This is a genomic window from Pantoea sp. Cr_R13, from assembly GCF_029222565.1.
GTDB classification, from domain to species: Bacteria; Pseudomonadota; Gammaproteobacteria; order Enterobacterales; family Enterobacteriaceae; genus Pantoea; species Pantoea eucalypti.
The window spans coordinates 54819-73506 of record NZ_JARHXL010000015.1; the positions used below are offsets into that span (position 1 = coordinate 54819).

Sequence of the window (18688 nt, forward strand, 5' to 3'; positions counted from 1 at the left end):
GTCAGGCCGCCTCACTCACCACTTTCGCAAAGACCTGCTCCAGCGGGGACAGATCTCCGGCCACACCGGCCTGATTCGCCGCTTTCCAGCTTTCAGCATCCGTCTCTTGCCAGTTCAGCAGATATCCGGCATGCAGCGCCAGCTGTTCAAAGAAAATCCGCTGCGCCCGACCATTTCCGTGGCGGAAAGGATGCAGCATATTGATTTCGCAATAGTAGTGAGCGAGGCGCTGAATAAATTCGTCACGCGGCAGATCAGCTAACCCCTTCTCTTCTTCCAGCGCGGCCATCAGGGCATTGCCTTCCTTCTCGATATATTCGAAATGACAGAACGGCGTCTCATCACGCCAGATATCAATGGTGCGCAGTTCACCCGCCCAGCTGTAGACATCCTGGAATAGCGTGCGATGGATCTGGCGCAGGTAAGGCAGCCCGGGATTACGCGGACCCAGCTCCAGCGTGGCGGCGCGTGCCGCACTAAAGCTCAGCTCTGCCTTGCGCAGCTGCGCAGCGTCATGAATATCGGGCAGGTTTTTCAGCACGTTGTCGTGCTGCCACAGGTAGGGATCCTGGCTGACGGCGGTATTAGAGTCCATATTGCCTCCTCAGTGACGCCAGACGGGCGGCTGCATCATCGCTGTTAACACTGGTTTCATTTGGCATGAAGCCTTCCAGCCGACAGCTGGCCTGATAGCTGGCGCTACGTCGCTGTTGCCACAGGGTGACCTTCTGTTTTTCGGTGAGTTTGTTCGCCATGCCGCCTCCTGCTCAGGTTTTTGCCCTAAGTATAAGAGCAATTTCTGGCTTTGCCGGAGGCGACAGGCGGTCGCCATCCGCAGATGGCGACGAAAAGCATTAAGGCAGGACTTTAGCGGAGAGGATAACTACCGGTTTGGACGGAACATTCTGGTAAGGACCCACATCTTTGGTCGGAACCTGAGAAATTTTTTCAACCACATCCTGACCTTTCACAATCTTGCCAAATACGGCATAGCCAAAATCGCGCTGTCCGTGGTCGAGGAAGGCATTATCCGCGACGTTGAGGAAAAACTGGCTGGTCGCACTGTCTTTATCGGCGGTACGCGCCATAGAGATGGTGCCGCGCAGGTTACGCAGGCCATTGTCCGCTTCGTTTTTAATTGGCGCGTTGGTCTGCTTCTGCTGCATGTCTGTGGTGAAGCCCCCACCCTGCACCATAAAGCCCGGGATCACGCGGTGAAAAATGGTGTTGTTGTAAAAACCGTTGTTGACGTAATCAACGAAGTTTTTCACAGAAACCGGCGCTTTTTGGTTATTCAGTTCGAGTTCAATATTGCCGGCGGAGGTGGTGAGCAGAACGTGGGTGTCACCTTTTGCGGCCAGCGCCTGGGCGGAAACGGAAGAGAGCGCTAACAGGGTGATGGCCGCTGTTAAAGTACGTTTAAACATGAAAGATTCCTTACCTGGGAGAGCGGGCACAAAAACGTGATTGATTGTAAAGAGACTCTATTCCATGAGCCAGCGTTTTACCTATATTTACGCTGTTGCAGCAAAAGGTCTGAGCAAACGTTAAACAACCGCAATTGCGTGATTAAAATCACACAACACATGAAATATGGATCTGTAGTTTCACTGCTTGTTTATTAAGATCACAGTTCCGTTTACACTTTCTGACACTTTTTGCCACCCGGTTCTCAACAGGTTCAGAACATGACAAACCGTAATCGTATTGGCCTCACCTGGATAAGCTTCTTCTCCTATGCGCTGACCGGCGCGCTGGTGATCGTTACCGGCATGGTAATGGGCGATATCGCAAAAGATTTCCAGATCCCCATCTCCAGCATGAGTAATACCTTCACCTTCCTCAACAGCGGCATTTTAGCTGCGGTCTTCCTGAACGCCTGGCTGATGGTCATTGTGCCGCTGAAGCGCCAGCTTATTTTCGGCTTCGTCCTGATGGTGCTGGCGATAATCGGGTTGATGACCAGTCGCGATCTCACTGTCTTCTCGCTCTGCATGTTTGTACTGGGTGTGGTGAGCGGCATTACCATGTCGATCGGCACCTTCCTGATTACCCACATGTATGAAGGTCGTCAGCGTGGTTCACGCCTGCTGTTCACCGACTCCTTCTTCAGCATGGCGGGCACACTGTTTCCGGTGCTGGCAGGGATTCTGCTGGCGCGTCAGTTGCCGTGGTACTGGGTCTACGTCTGCATCGGCTTTATCTACGTCGCCATCTTCATCATGACGCTGTTTGTTGAGTTCCCGGTGCTGCGTAAGCCTGAAAACAGCCCGCCGGTTGAGAAAGAGAAATGGGGTGTGGGCGTGCTGCTGCTGGCAGTGGCGGCACTCTGCTACATTCTGGGCCAGCTCGGCTTTATCTCCTGGGTGCCGGAATATGCCACCAAAGTCATGGGCATGAACATCAATGACGCAGGACAACTGGTGGGCAGCTTCTGGACGGCGTATATGGTGGGTATGTGGGCCTTCAGCTTCCTGCTGCGTTTCTTCGATCTGCAACGCATTCTGATGGTGCTGGCAGGTCTGGCGACCGTGCTGATGTACTGGTTCGTCAGCAGCAGCGATGCTGGTATGCTGAAGTGGATCATCATGATTCTTGGTTTCAGCTCAAGTGCTATCTACACCACCATTATCACTCTGGGTTCACTGCAGACCAAAGTCGCTTCACCGAAGCTGGTGAACTTCATCCTGACCTGCGGCACCGTCGGCACCATGCTGACCTTTGTGGTCACGGCACCTATCGTTGAGAAAAGTGGTGTGCATACCGCACTGGCGACGGCTAACGCGCTCTACGCCGTGGTGTTTGTAATGTGTGCCCTGCTCGGCTTTGTCAGCCGTCATCGTACTCACGGTCACGTCACGCATTAATCCTTCGGAGCGGCGAGTCATCGCCGCTCTGCTTTCTAACGCCGGAAGTCGATGCGCTCCCGTTCCCGCCAGTAAATCTCGCTTTCTGCGGGCTTTGTCTCTGCCACCACGACACCACGACGCACAGAATAGCGCACCGGCACCTGCCTTCTCACCGCATCAAAACCGCTTTCCGCAGGCAGAATGATCAGACTGGCCTCGTTGCCGCTCTGAATGCCATAGCCTGACAGCTGCATCGTCTTCGCGCTGTTATGCGTAATCAAATCCAGACCCGCATCGATCTGCTCATAGCCCATCAGCTGACAGACATGTAAGCCCATATGCAACACCTGAAGCATATTGGCGGTGCCCAGCGGATACCAGGGATCAAACACATCGTCGTGGCCGAAGCAGACGTTAATCTCTGCCTCCAGCATCTCTTTCACCCGCGTAATACCGCGCCGCTTAGGATAGGTGTCAAAGCGGCCCTGCAGGTGGATATTGACCAGCGGATTGGCAACAAAGTTAATGCCCGACAGTTTAAGCAGCCGGAACAGCCGTGAGGCGTATGCGCCATTGTAAGAGTGCATTGCTGTGGTATGACTGGCCGTCACACGTGCGCCGTTGCCATCGCGATGTGCCAGCGCCGCCACGGTTTCCACAAAACGCGACTGTTCATCATCAATCTCATCGCAGTGAACATCGATCAGCCGGTCGTAGCGGTTAGCCAGCGCAAAGGTTTTATGCAGCGACTCGACGCCATATTCGCGGGTGAATTCGTAGTGCGGAATGGCGCCGACCACATCCGCGCCCAGCCGTAACGCCTCTTCCAGCAATGCTTCGCCGTTGGGATAAGAAAGAATGCCCTCCTGAGGAAACGCGACAATCTGAAGGGTGATCCATGGGGCCATGTCCGCTTTCAGCTCCAGCATCGCTTTCAGCGCCGTCAGTGACGGATCGGACACGTCAACGTGAGTGCGGACAAACTGGATACCGTTGGCGATCTGCCACTTCAGCGTCTGCAACGCCCGCTGTTTAACATCTTCGTGGCTGAGCAGCGCCTTGCGTTCGGCCCAGCGCTCAATGCCTTCAAACAGTGTTCCGGACTGATTCCATGCCGGTTCACCCGCCGTCTGGGTGGTATCCAGATGAATATGAGGCTCAATAAAGGGCGAGCAGGCTAAGCCGCCCTCACCGTCCAGTGATTGATCCGCTGGTGAAGGCTGCTGCGGCTGAGCTGAAATGCGGGCAATTTTTCCGTCGGCGATTTCGATTTGCCACAATCCTTCCCGCCAGGGTAAACGCACGTTATTGATCCACTTGGGTGACAACATGGCTGATTCCTTATCCGGTTAACCTGAGTGGTTAAAACTAGCACGATTCATACCAAGCACGGCACTGCTGGATATTCAGCAGGTTAGCCTCGCCAGATAAACTTAATTAAAATCAGAAACATACCTCTTAATGGGTATATAGGGCCGTGGTTGATGTATATCAATAAGCGTCAGAAAGGGCGCGCTATTGTAGCCGCAGATATCGCAAATTTGAGGCAAAAATGAGCAAGCACAATGTCGTCGTTATTGGTAACGGCATGGTCGGCCACCGCTTCATAGAAGAGTTACTTGAGAAAGCGGAACCCAACCTGTTTTCGCTGACCATCTTTTGTGAAGAACCCCGCGTTGCCTACGATCGTGTCCACCTCTCCGCGTACTTTTCTCACCACACGGCCGAAGAGCTGTCGCTGGTTCGTGAAGGCTATTACGACAAACATCAGGTCAATCTGCTGCTGGGCGAGCGCGCCATCACCATTAATCGTGATGAGAAGCTCATCCACTCCAGCACCGGTCGCGCGGTTCACTACGACACGCTGGTTTTTGCCACCGGCTCTTATCCCTGGATTCCACCGATTAAAGGTGCCGAAGGCAGCGACTGCTTTGTTTACCGCACCATTGAAGATCTCAACGCCATTGAAGCCTGCTCACGCCGCAGTCAACGCGGTGCGGTGATTGGCGGCGGTCTGCTTGGGCTGGAAGCGGCGGGCGCGCTGAAAAATCTGGGTATTGAAACTCACGTCATTGAATTTGCGCAGGTGCTGATGGCAGAACAGCTCGATCAGCAAGGCGGTGAACAACTACGTCGCAAGATTGAGCAGATGGATGTGCGGGTCCACACCGGCAAAAACACCCAGCAGATTGTGCATCATGAGCACGGCGGTAAAACGCTGCAGTTCGCCGACGGAAGTACGCTGGAAGTCGATTTTATCGTCTTCTCCACCGGCATTCGCCCGCAGGACAAACTGGCAAAACAGTGTGGATTAACGCTGGGACCGCGCGGCGGCATCGCCATTGATGACCAGTGCCGGACCAGCGATCCTGCTATATACGCCATCGGTGAGTGTGCCGCCTGGCAGAATCGCGTCTATGGCCTGGTGGCACCGGGTTACAAAATGGCACAGGTCGCCAGCGACCATCTGCTGGGCCGCGACAATGCGTTTACCGGCGCGGACATGAGCGCCAAACTCAAGCTGCTGGGTGTCGATGTCGGCGGCATTGGTGATGCGCGCGGCACTACGCCAGGCGCACGCAGTGTGGTCTGGCTGGATGAAAGCAAATCGGTCTACAAACGCCTGATTATCAGCGAAGATCAGAAAACCCTGCTGGGTGCGGTGCTGGTAGGCGACACCAGCGACTATGGCAACCTGCTGCAACTGGTGCTGAATGCCATTCCGCTGCCCGCTAATCCGGAAGCGCTGATTCTGCCAGCGGGCAGCGGGGATAAACCGGCCATCGGCGTCGATTCTCTGCCAGATAGCGCGCAAATCTGCTCCTGCTTCGACGTCAGCAAAGGCGACATCATCAAGGCGGTTCAGGGTGGCTGTCACACCGTGGCAGCGCTGAAAAGCACTACCCGCGCTGGAACCGGCTGCGGCGGCTGTGTTCCCCTGATTACCCAGGTGCTTAACAGCGAACTCAGCCGTCAGGGCATTGAGGTCAATAACCATCTCTGCGCACACTTCGCCTGGTCGCGTCAGGAGCTGTATCACCTGATTCAGGTGGAGGAGATCAAAAAATTTGACGCGCTGCTGGCCCGCTATGGTCAGGGTTACGGCTGTGAAGTGTGCAAGCCGGCAGTGGGTTCCCTGCTCGCCTCCTGCTGGAATGAGTATGTGCTCAAGCCGCAGCACGCCCCGTTGCAGGACAGCAACGATCTCTATCTGGGTAATATCCAGAAAGATGGCACCTATTCGGTGATCCCGCGTTCGCCTGGCGGTGAAATCACGCCACAGGGCCTGAAGGTAATTGGCGATATCGCTGAACGCTACCAGCTCTACACCAAAATTACCGGCTCTCAGCGCATCGGCCTGTTTGGCGCACAGAAAGACGATCTGCCCGCTATCTGGTCACAGCTGATCGACGCCGGATTTGAAACCGGTCAGGCCTATGCCAAGGCGCTGCGTATGGCGAAAACCTGCGTCGGCAGCGCCTGGTGCCGTTATGGCGTGGGTGACAGCCTCGGCTTTAGCGTGATGCTGGAAAATCGCTACAAAGGCATCCGTACGCCGCACAAGATGAAATTTGGCGTCTCTGGCTGCACCCGTGAATGTGCGGAAGCCCAGGGTAAAGATGTCGGTATTATCGCCACCGAAAAAGGGTGGAATCTTTACGTCTGCGGCAACGGTGGCATGAAACCGCGTCATGGCGATCTGCTGGCAGCCGATCTCGATCAGCAAACGCTGATCACCTATCTTGACCGCTTCATGATGTTTTATATCCGCACCGCTGACCGCCTGCAGCGTACTTCGCTGTGGCTGGAGAGCCTGGAAGGCGGCATCGACTATCTGCGCAACGTGATCGTGAATGACAAACTCGGCCTCAACAGTCAGATGGAACAGCAACTGGCCGTGCTGCGCGCCAGTGTCAGTTGTGAATGGAAAGCCACGCTCGACGATAAGGAGCATCTGACGCGCTTCGCCCACTTCATCAACTCACCGCAGCGCGATCCTGCTGTTCAGCGGGTGGCAGAGCGCAACCAGCATCGTCCCGCACGCCCCGATGAACGGATTGCCGTGACACTGATTGAGGAGATCGAATCATGAGCCAGTGGAATCCGGTGTGCCCACTGACGCAGATCCTGCCCGCCACGGGCGTCTGCGCGCTGGTTAAAGGCCAGCAGGTAGCAATCTTCCGCCCACGCGACGATGAACAGCTCTATGCCATCAGCAATATCGATCCCTTTGCGGATGCAAGCGTACTGTCACGCGGCATTATTGCCGAACATCAGGATACGCTGTGGGTAGCCAGCCCACTGAAAAAGCAGCATTTTCGCCTTAGCGATGGCATCTGTATGGAGGATGAAACGCGCGCCGTGGCGTCCTGGCCGGTGCGGGTCAATGCCGGACACGTTGAAGTCTGCCTGTAACGCCCCTCAACAGCCCGCCTACGCGGGCTTTTTTAAGGACCTCTGATGGACTACTTCCCTTTGTTCTGCCGTCTGCAGGGCCGACGCTGCCTGCTGGTCGGCGCGGGTGACGTGGCTGAGCGGAAAGCACGCCTGCTGCTGGAGGCTGGGGCCGAGCTGTGGGTCGGTGCCCCTGATTTCTCCCCTGTATTCCTGCAATGGGCGGAGCAGAAAGCCATCATGCTGCTGCCCGGTCATTTCGATCCCGAATGGCTGACCGGCTGCTGGCTGGTGGTCGCCGCGACAAATGATGACGCGGTCAATCAGCAGGTAGCGGAAGCAGCCGAAAAACAGCAGATTTTCTGCAATCTGGTGGATGCGCCGCAGCAGGCCAGCGCCATTATGCCGTCGATCATCGACCGCTCCCCGCTGATGGTCGCTGTCTCTTCCGGGGGGCGCGCGCCGGTACTGGCACGCCTGTTGCGGGAGAAGCTGGAAGCGATGCTGCCGCAGCATCTGGGCCAGCTGGCGCAGCTGGCGGGAACTCTGCGCGGGCGGGTAAAAAAGCAGTTCAACGCCATCAATGCCCGCCGTCACTTCTGGGAGCGCTTTTTTAACAGTGAGCGGCTCGCTCAGATGCTGGCTAACGGCGACAGCGTGCGCGCGGAGCAAATGACCGATGCGCTTTTTAATGCAGATGTTACGCAACAGGGGGAAGTGGCGCTGGTCGGTGCCGGTCCGGGCGATGCCGGATTACTTACCCTCAAAGGCCTGCAGCTGATCCAGCAGGCGGACGTCATTGTCTATGACAGGCTGGTCTCCGATGCGATCCTGAATCTGGTGCGCCGCGATGCCGAACGCATCTTTGTCGGTAAACGCGCCGGGCATCACTGCGTGCCACAGGATGAAATCAACACACTGCTCTTTGAACAGGCGCAACGTGGAAAACGCGTAGTGCGGCTGAAAGGCGGCGATCCCTTTATCTTTGGTCGCGGCGGTGAAGAGCTGGAGGCGCTGGCACAGTTGCAGATCCCGTTCAGCGTGGTGCCGGGGATTACTGCTGCATCAGGCTGTGCGGCCTACAGCGGTATTCCCCTGACCCACCGCGATCATGCGCAGAGCGTGAGGCTGGTTACCGGCCATGTCCAGAAAACGGGCACGCTCGCCTGGCAGACGCTGGCGGCAGAACAGCAGACGCTGGTGTTTTATATGGGGCTGGCACAGGCCGGAGAGATTCAGCAGCAGTTGATAAAGCATGGGATGCGCAGCGATATGCCAGTGGCGCTGGTGGAAAACGGAACCAGTACGCGTCAGCGTGTGGTGACCGGTACATTAGGCGAACTGGAAGCGTTAGCCGGACAGGTGATCAGTCCCAGCCTGATGATCATCGGCAGCGTGGTGAGTCTGCGTGACAGCCTGCGCTGGTTTTAAATCCTGCAAATAAAAACGGCGGGCACAAAGCCCACCGCGTTATTTGTCTGCTCAGCCATTATGGCATCGCGACAAAGCCTACTGCCTGATAAACCTTCTTCAGCGTTTCCTGCGCCTGTGCACGTGCTTTGGCCGCGCCATCACACATTACCTGCTCCAGCAGGGTTTCATCGTTGCGGAAGCGATGATAACGCTCCTGAAGCTCAGAGAGCATGCCCGACACAGCATCGGCTACGGCGCCTTTCAGATGGCCATACATTTTGCCTTCGAACTCCTGCTCCAGCTCAGCGATGGTTTTACCGGTCACGCCTGACAGAATATCCAGCAGGTTAGACACGCCCGCTTTCTCTTTGATGTCGTAGCGCACCACTGGCGGCTCTTCAGAATCAGTCACAGCGCGTTTGATCTTCTTCACGACCGCTTTCGGATCTTCCAGCAGGCCGATAACGTTATTGCGGTTATCGTCAGACTTCGACATTTTTTTGGTCGGTTCCAGCAGCGACATGACGCGCGCACCCGATTTCGGAATGAACGGCTCTGGCACTCTAAATATGTCGCCATAGATCGCATTGAAGCGATGTGCAATATCGCGGCTCAGCTCCAGATGCTGCTTCTGATCTTCACCCACCGGCACCTGATTGGTCTGATAAAGCAGAATGTCCGCCGCCATCAGCACCGGATAATCGAACAGACCAGCGTTGATGTTCTCTTCGTAACGCGCTGATTTATCTTTGAACTGCGTCATGCGGCTCAGTTCACCGAAGTAGGCGTAGCAGTTCAGGATCCAGCTCAGCTGCGTGTGTTCTGGCACATGCGACTGAACAAAGATGGTGCTTTTTTCCGGGTCGATACCACAGGCCAGATAAAGCGCCAGCGTGTCCAGCGTCGCTTTGCGCAGTGCTGCAGGATCCTGACGCACGGTGATTGCGTGCAGATCAACGATGCAGTAAATGCAGTGAAAATCATCCTGCATCTGCACCCACTGACGCAGCGCTCCCATATAGTTGCCAATGGTCAGTTCGCCGGACGGCTGTGCGCCGCTGAAAACGATGGGTTTCATACTTAAGTCCTGATATTTACAGCCCCAGAGCGGGCAAAAGTTCGTCGAAAGAGTCGAGGGTTAAATCGGGCTGGCTGGTCGCAATCGGCTCGCCATAATTATAACCAAAGGTCATACCCACATTTGGTACGCCTGCTGCCTGCGCCGCCTGAATATCATTGCGAGAGTCGCCAACAAACAGCAACTCATTCTGCAATACGCCGAAGGTGCCCAGCACCATAAAGATCGCTGCAGGGTGCGGTTTTTTAACCGGCACATCGTCGCCACCAATAATCAGCGAAAACGCATGGGCAATGCCCAGCGATTCCAGCAACGGTGCCACAAACGGCGTCGGCTTGTTCGTCACAATCGCCATCGGCAATCCGGAAGCCTTTAATGCCTCCAGCGTCTGCTTTACCTGTGGAAATAGCGTGCTACCCGCATCTACCGTATCGGCGTAGTGCCGGTCAAACAACGCTCGCGCATCACGCTGCTCTTCAGGCTGCGGTTCGCGACCCAGCGCAAAGGTCAGCGCGCGGGCCATCATGATATCGGCACCGTTACCTATCCAGGTGGAGACCCGCTCAAGGCCCGCCTGCGGCAGGCGGAGATCGCTCAGCGTACGGTCGATCGCATCAGCAAGGCCTGGCGCGCTATCCACCAGCGTGCCATCGAGATCAAACGCCAGCGCACGAATCTCAGTGAAATGAGCCATTGGCTTTCTCCAGTTCATTGCGCATATCGTCGATCACTTTTTTATAGTCAGGATGACCGAAGATGGCAGAACCGGCGACAAACATGTCAGCACCGGCAGCCGCTATCTCGCGGATATTGTCGATCTTCACGCCGCCATCCACTTCAAGGCGAATGTTGTAACCGCTCTGATCGATACGTCTGCGCGCTTCACGCAGTTTATCCAGGGTGCCGGGAATAAATGACTGACCGCCAAAACCAGGGTTCACTGACATCAGCAGAATGATATCCAGCTTATCCATGACGTAATCCAGATAGCTAAGCGGGGTCGCCGGGTTAAACACCAGACCTGCTTTACAGCCATGCTCTTTAATCAATTGCAGGGTGCGGTCAACATGTTCGCTGGCTTCGGGATGAAAGGTGATGTAAGTGGCGCCGGCTTTGGCGAACTCAGGGATCAGCGCATCTACCGGCTTCACCATCAGATGCACATCGATGGGAGCGGTGATGCCATAATCCCGCAGTGCTTTTAGCACCATCGGACCCATGGTCAGATTAGGGACGTAGTGGTTATCCATCACGTCGAAGTGCACCACGTCACCTCCGGCCGCCAGCGCTTTGGCTGTGTCTTCGCCCAGACGGGCAAAGTCCGCCGAAAGGATTGAAGGGGCCAGCAAATATTGTTTCATCCGATTCTCCCACTGTTGTGCGCCAGCCCGGAGGCTGGCGTGATGCGTTGGTCGCGGACGAAACAGACTAGCGATAAAGTGCCAGCAGTTCGTCGACCTTGGTGCGACCCGTTATGCTTCGGCTAATAGAACGCCGGGCTTTGACCACATGTAACACTGCATCCTGATACCACAAACGCGTCAGTGCAGTGTCGTGGTTAGAAATCAGAACCGGAATACGGTTCTCCGACGAAGCGAGCTGTGCCGCTAACGCCGCCAGATTCTCCTGCTCACGCAGACTGAAGCTGTTGGTGTGATAAGCCGTGAAATTAGCCGTTGCCGACAGCGGTGCATAAGGCGGATCGCAATAGACCACAGAGCCCTTGCCAGCATTGGTCAGCGTAACATCGTACGATTCACAGACAAACGTCGCTTTTTGCGCGCGCTCGGCAAACCATAAAAGTTCTGCTTCCGGAAAGTAGGGTTTGCGATAGCGGCCAAACGGCACGTTGAACTCACCACGCAGGTTATAGCGACAGAGGCCGTTGTAACAGTGACGGTTCAGATAGAGGAACAGCAGCGCGCGCTGGTAGGCGTCGGTGCTGGTGTTGAATTCGGTGCGCCGCTGGTAATAACAGATCTCGTTGTTACCTTCCGGCGTAAACAGCAACTGCGCGTCACGAATGAAATCCGCCGTGCGCGTTTTAACAATGTTGTAGAGATTAATCAGGTCACTGTTGATATCTGCAAGATGGTAGCGATCAAACTCAGTGTTCAGAAACACTGAACCTGCACCCACAAAGGGCTCGACCAGACAGTCGCCTTGCGGCAGGTGACGATGGATCTCTTCTACTAAGGGAAATTTTCCCCCTGCCCATTTCAGGAAAGCGCGATTTTTTTTCATGCTGTCGTGGTTATTACATCTTATTGTGAGGCTGTGGCTTTACCGACAGCAGATCTGCGCTTAAAACGGGGCCAGAACATGGCCCCACATCCGCTATTGGCTGGCTTCTTTCTTCACCTGGCTAACGGGTTTTACCCATGGGTTTTTTGCACGTACTTCCGCAGGCAGCGACGCGACAGCGCGTTTGGCATCCGCTGGTGTGGCATAAGATCCACTCACCAGCACATACCACGGCTGACCGTTACGGGTGGTTTTGTAGACGTGATACCCGCGCAGATTCTGTTGTTTAGCCCAGGCATTCAGGCTTTCCGCCTTCGATGCACCGCTCAGCTGCAGCGTATAGCTGCCGCCTGGCACGGATTTGCTGGCTGAACTGCTGCCGGTGGACGCAGTGGCCGGAGCAGAACTGGCTGGGGAATGCGCTGGCGTAGTATGCGTTTTGCTGTCACGGGTTGCAGGTTTCGACGCCGTTTTATGCGATGAATCATGCGCCGGACGTGCAGAAGCATTGGATTTGTTCGGCGTCTGACGTGAAGGTGCCGCAACAGGATTGGCTGCCGTTCCTGCATTACCGCTGACCGTCGCGGGCGCCGTCGGCAGTGAACTGCCACCCTGCGTTCCCATCGCGGCGTTATCGACCTGCTGCTGCTGATTCGTCAGCGCGCTGTTCAGATCGCCTGGCAGCGTGACGCGCTGCTGATTTGCTGGCGCGTCAACCGGCGCGGCCTGGGTAGGCGTTGACGCCACAGGCGGCATGGAAACGTCACGCTGAGGAGCAGATGCACCCTCACCGCTGGTCGATGCGTTATTTGCGTCAGGCGCTGGCGTGGTTTGACCTGACGGAGGAGTCTGCCCGGCTGACATGGAAGAGGAGCCGCCCAGATCGATATTCTTCTCGCTACCGGAACCGCCACTGGCGGCAGGAGTCGTGCCCGCAGTCGCTGGCTTTTTCTCATCCGGGCCATTCAGCGCTGAACCAATACCCAGTACCAGTAACAGCAGAACCAGAATCCCGACACCCATCATGATGCGCTGGCGCGACGCCGGTACTTTGGCTGCGGCAGACGGCTTACGCGGGCGCGAGGGACGGCGGTCGCTGGCGTCAGGTTTTAACTCGTCTTCCGGTTTAAACTCATCCATTTTGCCTCCTCCGTAAAGCGGCATTCCGCACTGCGCACCCTGCGCGCCGCGTCACCACTCAACTGCTTAATCTCAGGGTTGCTGACAATCATTAATCGCAGCCAGCACCATATCATGTGCCACGCCACCACGCACTTCAGAGCGACCAATCGACAGCGGGAGTATCAGCCGCAGTTCGCCCGCCAGAACTTTTTTATCGCGCATCATGTGCGGCAGATACATCTCCGCACTCATCGCCTGCGGCCCATGCACCGGTAAACCGGCACGGCGGAACAGCGCAATAATGCGGTCGGTCTCCTGCGCCTGGAACTGCCCCAGACGTTCAGCCGTACGTGCTGCCATCACCATGCCTGCCGCAATGGCTTCACCATGCAGCCAGTTGCCATAGCCCATATGTGCTTCAATCGCATGACCAAAAGTATGGCCCAGATTAAGCAACGCCCGCTGACCGTTTTCACGCTCATCGGCCGAAACGACCTCGGCTTTCAGCTCACAGCAGCGACGAATGCAGTACGCCAGCGCCTGTTCATCCAGCGCCAGCAGAGCATCAAGATTCTGCTCCAGCCACTCAAAAAATGTCCCGTCGAGAATGATGCCGTACTTAATGACTTCCGCCAGACCCGACGCCAGTTCGCGCGCGGGCAGTGTCTTCAGACAGGCCGTATCAATCACCACCGACGCGGGTTGATAAAACGCGCCGATCATGTTTTTGCCCAGCGGATGGTTAACGGCCGTTTTACCGCCAACCGAAGAATCAACCTGCGACAGTAAGGTGGTCGGTACCTGAATAAAGCGTACGCCACGCTGATAACTGGCCGCAGCAAAACCGGTAAGATCGCCAATGACGCCACCGCCTAAGGCGATAAGCGTCGTATCACGACCGTGCGGCTTTTGCAGAAGTGCGGTAAAAACCTGATCCATTACGGCCAGCGTCTTGTATTGCTCGCCGTCGGGTAAGATCACCTGATCCACTTTTACACCAGCCGCCTTCAGCAGCGCTGTAAGCGGGTCAAGATAAAGCGGAGCCAGCGTCTGGTTTGTCACCACCATGGCGTTTTCGCCCGCGCGTAGCGGCCAAAAAGAAGCCGGATCGTTAAACAGTCCGGCGGCGATAGTGATGGGGTAACTGCGTTCCCCTAGTGAGACGGTGATCTTCTCCATGATGCTCGATACCTGTTAAAGAGCCTTCGAACGTTGGATCAACTTTTTTCCAACATGTGGATAATCTGATTCGCCACCACTTTCGCACTCTGATCATCTGTGCGAATGGTTACATCGGCGATCTCTTCGTAAAGCGGGTTACGTTCGCCAGCCAGCGCTTCGAGCACTTCACGCGGCGGTGAATCCACCTGCAGCAACGGACGTTTTTTGTCACGTTGGGTGCGCGCCAGTTGCTTCTCGATGGTGGTTTCAAGATAAACCACGACACCGCGAGCGGAGAGCCGATTACGCGTTTCCCGGGATTTGACGGAACCACCGCCTGTCGCCAGGACGATGCCTTGCTTCTCGGTCAGTTCGTTGATGATTTTTTCTTCGCGATCGCGAAAGCCAGCTTCGCCTTCGACATCAAAAACCCAGCCCACATCCGCTCCGGTGCGTCGCTCAATTTCCTGATCGGAATCGAAGAACTCCATGTTGAGTTGCTGAGCCAACTGACGGCCAATAGTGCTTTTGCCGGCACCCATCGGCCCAACCAGAAAGATATTGCGTTTCTCTGCCATTTTGTCGGTATTACTAAGAATTCGTTAATGATACCCCGCGTTCAGCATTCGCTGGCGGGACAGGAACTGAGACCTCATGAGCGTTAGCAAGAGTCAGATGAAAAATTATCTCAACACTCAAGGCTGTTTGGCAACCGATTATATTGCCTTCAGCACATCCATTTCTGAATTGGCCTGTGTTCGCGAAACTGTAACGCGCCAGCGCTGCGTCTTTTACAACGCTGCTTACAGAGAAGTTTTCTGATCTGTTTGCCGGGATTTACCCAGCCTAGACGGTTACACCGTATTGAAAATCGCTAAACCTTGTAAGCTAATTCCTCTCCTGCGTCAACGCAGATGGCCTTAAGGGACGCATTTTCCGTTTTATCCAGCCGTAAGCGCTGCTTCCCTGACCAATCGTGGCGTAATGAAGATCACCAGCTCTCTTTTTTTGCGCTGCTCAGATTGCTGGCGAAATAACCCGCCAATCAGCGGCACATTTCCCAGTAGCGGCACCTTATTCTCGCCACGACTACGCTGCTGCTGAAAGATACCCCCTAACGCCAGTGTTTGCCCGTCACTGACCGTGACCTGAGTCTCAATTTCTTGTTTATCAATGGATAATATGTTGCTGTCACCGGTTCTGATGCTGCGACCCGGCATATTCTGGCTGATACGAATTTTCAGCTGGATGCGACCATTGCCAGAAAGGGTCGGTGTCACCTCCATGCCCAGCACTGCTTCTTTAAACTCAATACTGGTTGCCCCGCTGTTTCCTGCGGACACTTCGTAAGGAATCTCCGTGCCCTGCTTAATCGATGCGGTCTGCTGATGTGAGGTAAAGAGGCGCGGACTGGCGATGATTTCAATCTGGTTTTCCTGTTCCAGTGCGCTTAACTCCAGATCCAGAAGCTGGCCACCTATACGCGCCAGCGCCATCCCCACGCTGATGCCGGGTGAACTCACCGCCAGCGGGATATCCAGACGGGGATGGTGCAGAATGTCAGTCACTGCGGCATCACCCGACTGCAATCCCCACTTCACCCCCAACTCCTGCAAATGCTCTTCGCTGATGGTAACGATATGCGCTGAGAGCTCAATCTGCTCCAGTGGCAGATCCAGCGCCCGTATCCAGCGTTCTGTCTCTTTTAAAGCCGCTGCGGTATCGCGCAGTAACAGCGCATTGGTCCGTTTATCGACTGTCACGCTGCCGCGCGCGGTCATCAGCGATTGCCGCTCACTCAGCAGACTGGCATGCACCTCGCTGGCGCTGGCATAACGCAATGTGACGGCGCGCTGCTGCAAAGGTACCTGCTGCAACTGCGCCTGCTGCTCAGCCGCACGAGCCTGCTGTTGCGCCTGTTGCCAGCTTTCCGGATAGACCAGCAGGACATTATCCTGTTCAATCAGCGTCAGCTTTGCCATGCGCGCCACCAGCTCCAGCGCCTGATGCCAGGGCAGGTTATCCAGTCGCAGCGATAACGAACCTTCCACCTCTGGCGCAATCATCAGATTGATCTGCTGATAATCAGCCAGTGCCTGCAAAATACGCTCTACCGGTGCATTATCAAATGTCAGGCTGAGCGGTTCCTCATCAGCGGCGTAAACCGGCAGCAGGCAGCTGATGACCAGCAGCAGAGTGGCTATCCAAACCATACGAACGTCCTTTTAAATAGAATGTAGTCTGTTGTGCGGTGCAGCTATTTTGCACCGCTAAGGTGATGCTGCGGCGGGTCATGTCAGTGAGTTGCCAGGGCGCTACAGGAAAGGGTTTGCCGATGCGGGCGATGACAATCTCTTTCTTCGGGCCAATCAGCCAGGCATGGAAATGCGCCTCCCGGCCAATAATCCCCTGCAGACGCCAGCCAGTGAGCGGTTCCACTGACGCTTCACACACTGAACCGGCAACCGGCCTGAACGGATCACGCGCCACCACACTGCTACAGCACACCAGTAAAATCAGCAGGCTATGGCGCATCGTCTGATTCCAGCCAGAGTTGTGCGATCAGGAACTGCGGCTGCGCCAGCAGCAGGAAATGGGCCGGAAACGGTGCGGAGGCATCGGCAAGCTCGGCAAAAAGCGACTGGAATGCCGGCCACTGCAGATGCAGCGTCAGCATGCGGGAGGGTGCATCCGGCTGCCACTCTTCCAGTTGGTTACGACGTGCCGCCAGAATCGCTTCCAGTACCAGGCCTGATGTGCCAGATACAGACCGGGCACGCTGCATTTCCGCCAGTTGCGCCTGCAACACTTCATTATCAGGATGTTGACGCCACTGCTGCTGGCGCTGCTGCAGGGTGCGGGTCAACTGCAACAGCGCCACCTTTTCAGTTGTCAGCGCCTGCTGCTGTGGCCGCAGCCAGAGAATCCACGAGAGCAGGAGCAGGCAGAATGCGAGGGCGGCGAGCAAGCCGTAACGCGGAAGCGCGGCCATCTGCCACCACCGCTCCCACCACTCATTCATCAGCCACCGCCTGGACCGTTGCCCGCAGTGAAAAACGATAACTGCCATCGGCCTGCCGCTTTACACCGCCCTGCTTAACCTGATCCAGCAGGGCGACCGTAGTTAACTGCTGGCGGAATTGCCGGACCGAGGCCATATCCTGCGCCTGGCCCTCCAGAGTCAGATGATTGTCACGCTTCTCCAGACGGGTCAGCCAGGCGGAATCGGGCATCAACATGGGTAAATTGAGCCAGAACTTCTGCCAGGCAGCAAGTTGCACGGCCTGCTGACGCTGCTTTGCCTGCTGTTTTTGTACGACGGCGAGCCGGGCGAGTAACTGCTTTTGCTGCGCGAGTTGTTGTCCCAGAGCGTCCAGCGCCTGCTGCTGTAAACTGCGCGTCTGCGCCACCTGCTGACGCGCCTGACGGATCTGCCAGGTTTGTTGCACAACAACCAGAAACAAAGTACCCAGCATCAGTAACAGCATCACCAGACTCTGCCGCTGCTGCTGTTGCCGACGGTGCTGCCGCCAGGGCAGCAGATTAACCGCCACCATTATTCATCTCCATCACGTAGCGCCAGCCCGGCCGCCAGCGCAAAGGCTCCCGGGTTTTCCGGCAAGGGAGGTTGCTTATAGTGAAAGAGATCAAAAGGGGAAAAGCCGGTGGCGTCGGCGGGCACTACACCCGGCTCTGCGGCGCACCAGGCAACAAAACTGGCGTCGGGGAAAGCCTGCTGCCGCAGAGCCGCCAGTGTGGTGACTTCGCCGATGTCAGCCGCTGAGTGCGCATCGCTCCAGAGCCAGCGGTTATCCTGCTGCAGAACCAGTACCGCGCCGGACTTCAGTGCTGCCTGCCGGGCTAATCGCTTCAACGCGTCAGTGGTCAGTTCAAACACCTGCGGCTTTAATCCTGACTGTAACAGTGGCGCTGCCCACTGATCGATAATCTCCAGCCGCGCGGCCGTGACGCAGAGCTGATCACGCTTTGCATCCGGTCGATAATCCAGCGCCAGCGCAGTGGGCTCCAGAGGAAAGAGACGGCGCGAGGCCGCCTGCACGTAATGCCCCAGTGCGGGTTCGTTCAGCGCCTGCGCAGGCAGGGGGAGCTGGCGCTGTAACACCAGCCGGGCGGGCAGTGCAACACGCAGCGAATAACGACGCGGCAACCGCTGACGCCAGGCCGTTAAGGCCGCCAGTAATTCAGGCGAAGATTGCAGCACGCCGTTTCTTAACGTATCTTGCGGCAGCCGCTGCTGCCACCAGTGGCGTAGCTGCCAGCCATCACGACGAGGCTGGAGGGCAAGGGCACAAATCTGCCTATTCTGAATATCCAGCCCAATTTGCCAGGTATGAAAAGCCATGCGCGCGATCTCCTTATCGTCCGGGAAAATGGACATATCAAAGCGTCTGGCTTGCCTTTATAC

The 18688-nt window shown here is 56.2% G+C and carries 20 protein-coding genes; 4 read left to right on the forward strand and 16 right to left on the reverse strand.

Annotated elements, in window-relative coordinates; genetic code table 11:
- Position 1: 1 nt before the first annotated feature.
- From P2R09_RS15160 to ppiA, 3 genes are all read right to left on the reverse strand, one after another.
- Positions 2-595: a putative adenosine monophosphate-protein transferase Fic gene (locus P2R09_RS15160; RefSeq protein WP_275770955.1), complete on the reverse strand. Its 594-nt coding sequence runs from the start codon at positions 593-595 to the stop codon at positions 2-4.
- Positions 585-755, reverse strand: coding sequence for a YhfG family protein (locus P2R09_RS15165; protein WP_003852968.1), 171 nt, complete (start codon positions 753-755; stop codon positions 585-587). Before P2R09_RS15165 ends, P2R09_RS15160 begins: the two co-directional genes overlap by 11 nt.
- A gap of 99 nt (positions 756-854) precedes the next feature.
- Complete coding sequence (ppiA, locus tag P2R09_RS15170; RefSeq protein WP_003852970.1) at positions 855-1427, reverse strand: peptidylprolyl isomerase A; 573 nt, start codon at positions 1425-1427, stop codon at positions 855-857.
- A 261-nt stretch (positions 1428-1688) separates the two neighbouring features.
- Between ppiA and tsgA the strand changes: the two genes are divergently transcribed.
- A complete protein-coding gene (gene tsgA, locus P2R09_RS15175) occupies positions 1689-2867 on the forward strand; it encodes an MFS transporter TsgA (RefSeq protein WP_275770959.1) in 1179 nt (392 codons plus the stop codon).
- 35 nt (positions 2868-2902) lie between these two features.
- On the opposite strand, the gene P2R09_RS15180 is transcribed toward tsgA, so the two are convergent.
- Complete coding sequence (locus P2R09_RS15180) at positions 2903-4180, reverse strand: cytosine deaminase (RefSeq protein ID WP_275770961.1); 1278 nt, start codon at positions 4178-4180, stop codon at positions 2903-2905.
- A gap of 221 nt (positions 4181-4401) precedes the next feature.
- On the opposite strand from P2R09_RS15180, the gene nirB reads away from it, so the two are divergent.
- From nirB to cysG, 3 genes are read left to right on the forward strand one after another with little or no spacing between them, the layout of a single operon-like run.
- Positions 4402-6942 carry a nitrite reductase large subunit NirB gene (nirB, locus tag P2R09_RS15185; protein WP_275770963.1) on the forward strand — a complete coding sequence of 847 codons (2541 nt, stop codon included), beginning with the start codon at positions 4402-4404 and terminating at the stop codon, positions 6940-6942.
- Positions 6939-7265, forward strand: coding sequence for a nitrite reductase small subunit NirD (gene nirD / locus P2R09_RS15190; protein ID WP_275770965.1), 327 nt, complete (start codon positions 6939-6941; stop codon positions 7263-7265). The genes nirB and nirD overlap by 4 nt, the downstream gene beginning before the upstream one ends.
- 45 nt (positions 7266-7310) lie before the next feature.
- Positions 7311-8675: a siroheme synthase CysG gene (cysG, locus tag P2R09_RS15195; protein WP_275770967.1), complete on the forward strand. Its 1365-nt coding sequence runs from the start codon at positions 7311-7313 to the stop codon at positions 8673-8675.
- Between the two features lie 58 nt (positions 8676-8733).
- Here cysG and trpS read toward each other — a convergent pair whose 3' ends face one another.
- The 12 genes from trpS to pilM form a co-directional block, all read right to left on the reverse strand.
- Positions 8734-9735: a tryptophan--tRNA ligase gene (gene trpS / locus P2R09_RS15200; RefSeq protein WP_275770969.1), complete on the reverse strand. Its 1002-nt coding sequence runs from the start codon at positions 9733-9735 to the stop codon at positions 8734-8736.
- A 16-nt stretch (positions 9736-9751) separates the two neighbouring features.
- Positions 9752-10429, reverse strand: coding sequence for a phosphoglycolate phosphatase (locus P2R09_RS15205; RefSeq protein ID WP_275770971.1), 678 nt, complete (start codon positions 10427-10429; stop codon positions 9752-9754).
- Complete coding sequence (gene rpe, locus P2R09_RS15210; RefSeq protein WP_003852981.1) at positions 10413-11096, reverse strand: ribulose-phosphate 3-epimerase; 684 nt, start codon at positions 11094-11096, stop codon at positions 10413-10415. The genes P2R09_RS15205 and rpe overlap by 17 nt, the downstream gene beginning before the upstream one ends.
- A 67-nt stretch (positions 11097-11163) precedes the next feature.
- Positions 11164-11979, reverse strand: a complete 816-nt coding sequence (gene dam / locus P2R09_RS15215; protein ID WP_039660819.1) for an adenine-specific DNA-methyltransferase — start codon at positions 11977-11979, stop codon at positions 11164-11166.
- Between the two features lie 93 nt (positions 11980-12072).
- The gene (locus P2R09_RS15220; protein WP_275770974.1) at positions 12073-13119 is read right to left on the reverse strand and encodes an SPOR domain-containing protein; all 1047 of its coding nucleotides are present in this window, start codon (positions 13117-13119) and stop codon (positions 12073-12075) included.
- 72 nt (positions 13120-13191) lie between these two features.
- Positions 13192-14280, reverse strand: coding sequence for a 3-dehydroquinate synthase (gene aroB / locus P2R09_RS15225; RefSeq protein WP_039660822.1), 1089 nt, complete (start codon positions 14278-14280; stop codon positions 13192-13194).
- Positions 14281-14318: 38 nt separating this feature from the next.
- Positions 14319-14840 (reverse strand): shikimate kinase AroK, encoded by a 522-nt coding sequence (gene aroK, locus P2R09_RS15230; RefSeq protein WP_003852989.1) that lies wholly within the window; start codon positions 14838-14840, stop codon positions 14319-14321.
- A gap of 363 nt (positions 14841-15203) precedes the next feature.
- Positions 15204-16475: a DNA uptake porin HofQ gene (gene hofQ / locus P2R09_RS15235; protein ID WP_275770978.1), complete on the reverse strand. Its 1272-nt coding sequence runs from the start codon at positions 16473-16475 to the stop codon at positions 15204-15206.
- A complete protein-coding gene (locus P2R09_RS15240; protein WP_275770980.1) occupies positions 16414-16797 on the reverse strand; it encodes a HofP DNA utilization family protein in 384 nt (127 codons plus the stop codon). The genes hofQ and P2R09_RS15240 overlap by 62 nt, the downstream gene beginning before the upstream one ends.
- Positions 16787-17284 (reverse strand): hypothetical protein, encoded by a 498-nt coding sequence (locus P2R09_RS15245; protein WP_275770982.1) that lies wholly within the window; start codon positions 17282-17284, stop codon positions 16787-16789. The genes P2R09_RS15240 and P2R09_RS15245 overlap by 11 nt, the downstream gene beginning before the upstream one ends.
- Positions 17277-17819, reverse strand: a complete 543-nt coding sequence (locus P2R09_RS15250; protein ID WP_275770984.1) for a PilN domain-containing protein — start codon at positions 17817-17819, stop codon at positions 17277-17279. Before P2R09_RS15250 ends, P2R09_RS15245 begins: the two co-directional genes overlap by 8 nt.
- Positions 17819-18625, reverse strand: a complete 807-nt coding sequence (pilM, locus tag P2R09_RS15255) for a pilus assembly protein PilM (RefSeq protein ID WP_275770986.1) — start codon at positions 18623-18625, stop codon at positions 17819-17821. The genes P2R09_RS15250 and pilM overlap by 1 nt, the downstream gene beginning before the upstream one ends.
- Between the last annotated feature and the right edge of the window lie 63 nt (positions 18626-18688).

Bases quoted from the DNA above. Each gene is read 5' to 3' on its own strand.
- aroB (WP_039660822.1), bottom strand. From the start codon at position 14,280: ATGGAGAAGATCACCGTCTCACTAGGGGAACGCAGTTACCCCATCACT.
- P2R09_RS15220 (WP_275770974.1), bottom strand. From the start codon at position 13,119: ATGGATGAGTTTAAACCGGAAGACGAGTTAAAACCTGACGCCAGCGAC.
- nirD (WP_275770965.1), top strand. From the start codon at position 6,939: ATGAGCCAGTGGAATCCGGTGTGCCCACTGACGCAGATCCTGCCCGCC.
- P2R09_RS15245 (WP_275770982.1), bottom strand. From the start codon at position 17,284: ATGAATGAGTGGTGGGAGCGGTGGTGGCAGATGGCCGCGCTTCCGCGT.
- P2R09_RS15160 (WP_275770955.1), bottom strand. From the start codon at position 595: ATGGACTCTAATACCGCCGTCAGCCAGGATCCCTACCTGTGGCAGCAC.
- hofQ (WP_275770978.1), bottom strand. From the start codon at position 16,475: ATGGTTTGGATAGCCACTCTGCTGCTGGTCATCAGCTGCCTGCTGCCG.
- trpS (WP_275770969.1), bottom strand. From the start codon at position 9,735: ATGAAACCCATCGTTTTCAGCGGCGCACAGCCGTCCGGCGAACTGACC.
- dam (WP_039660819.1), bottom strand. From the start codon at position 11,979: ATGAAAAAAAATCGCGCTTTCCTGAAATGGGCAGGGGGAAAATTTCCC.
- rpe (WP_003852981.1), bottom strand. From the start codon at position 11,096: ATGAAACAATATTTGCTGGCCCCTTCAATCCTTTCGGCGGACTTTGCC.
- P2R09_RS15165 (WP_003852968.1), bottom strand. From the start codon at position 755: ATGGCGAACAAACTCACCGAAAAACAGAAGGTCACCCTGTGGCAACAG.
- aroK (WP_003852989.1), bottom strand. From the start codon at position 14,840: ATGGCAGAGAAACGCAATATCTTTCTGGTTGGGCCGATGGGTGCCGGC.
- cysG (WP_275770967.1), top strand. From the start codon at position 7,311: ATGGACTACTTCCCTTTGTTCTGCCGTCTGCAGGGCCGACGCTGCCTG.
- P2R09_RS15250 (WP_275770984.1), bottom strand. From the start codon at position 17,819: ATGGTGGCGGTTAATCTGCTGCCCTGGCGGCAGCACCGTCGGCAACAG.
- nirB (WP_275770963.1), top strand. From the start codon at position 4,402: ATGAGCAAGCACAATGTCGTCGTTATTGGTAACGGCATGGTCGGCCAC.
- P2R09_RS15240 (WP_275770980.1), bottom strand. From the start codon at position 16,797: ATGCGCCATAGCCTGCTGATTTTACTGGTGTGCTGTAGCAGTGTGGTG.
- P2R09_RS15180 (WP_275770961.1), bottom strand. From the start codon at position 4,180: ATGTTGTCACCCAAGTGGATCAATAACGTGCGTTTACCCTGGCGGGAA.
- P2R09_RS15205 (WP_275770971.1), bottom strand. From the start codon at position 10,429: ATGGCTCATTTCACTGAGATTCGTGCGCTGGCGTTTGATCTCGATGGC.
- tsgA (WP_275770959.1), top strand. From the start codon at position 1,689: ATGACAAACCGTAATCGTATTGGCCTCACCTGGATAAGCTTCTTCTCC.
- ppiA (WP_003852970.1), bottom strand. From the start codon at position 1,427: ATGTTTAAACGTACTTTAACAGCGGCCATCACCCTGTTAGCGCTCTCT.
- pilM (WP_275770986.1), bottom strand. From the start codon at position 18,625: ATGGCTTTTCATACCTGGCAAATTGGGCTGGATATTCAGAATAGGCAG.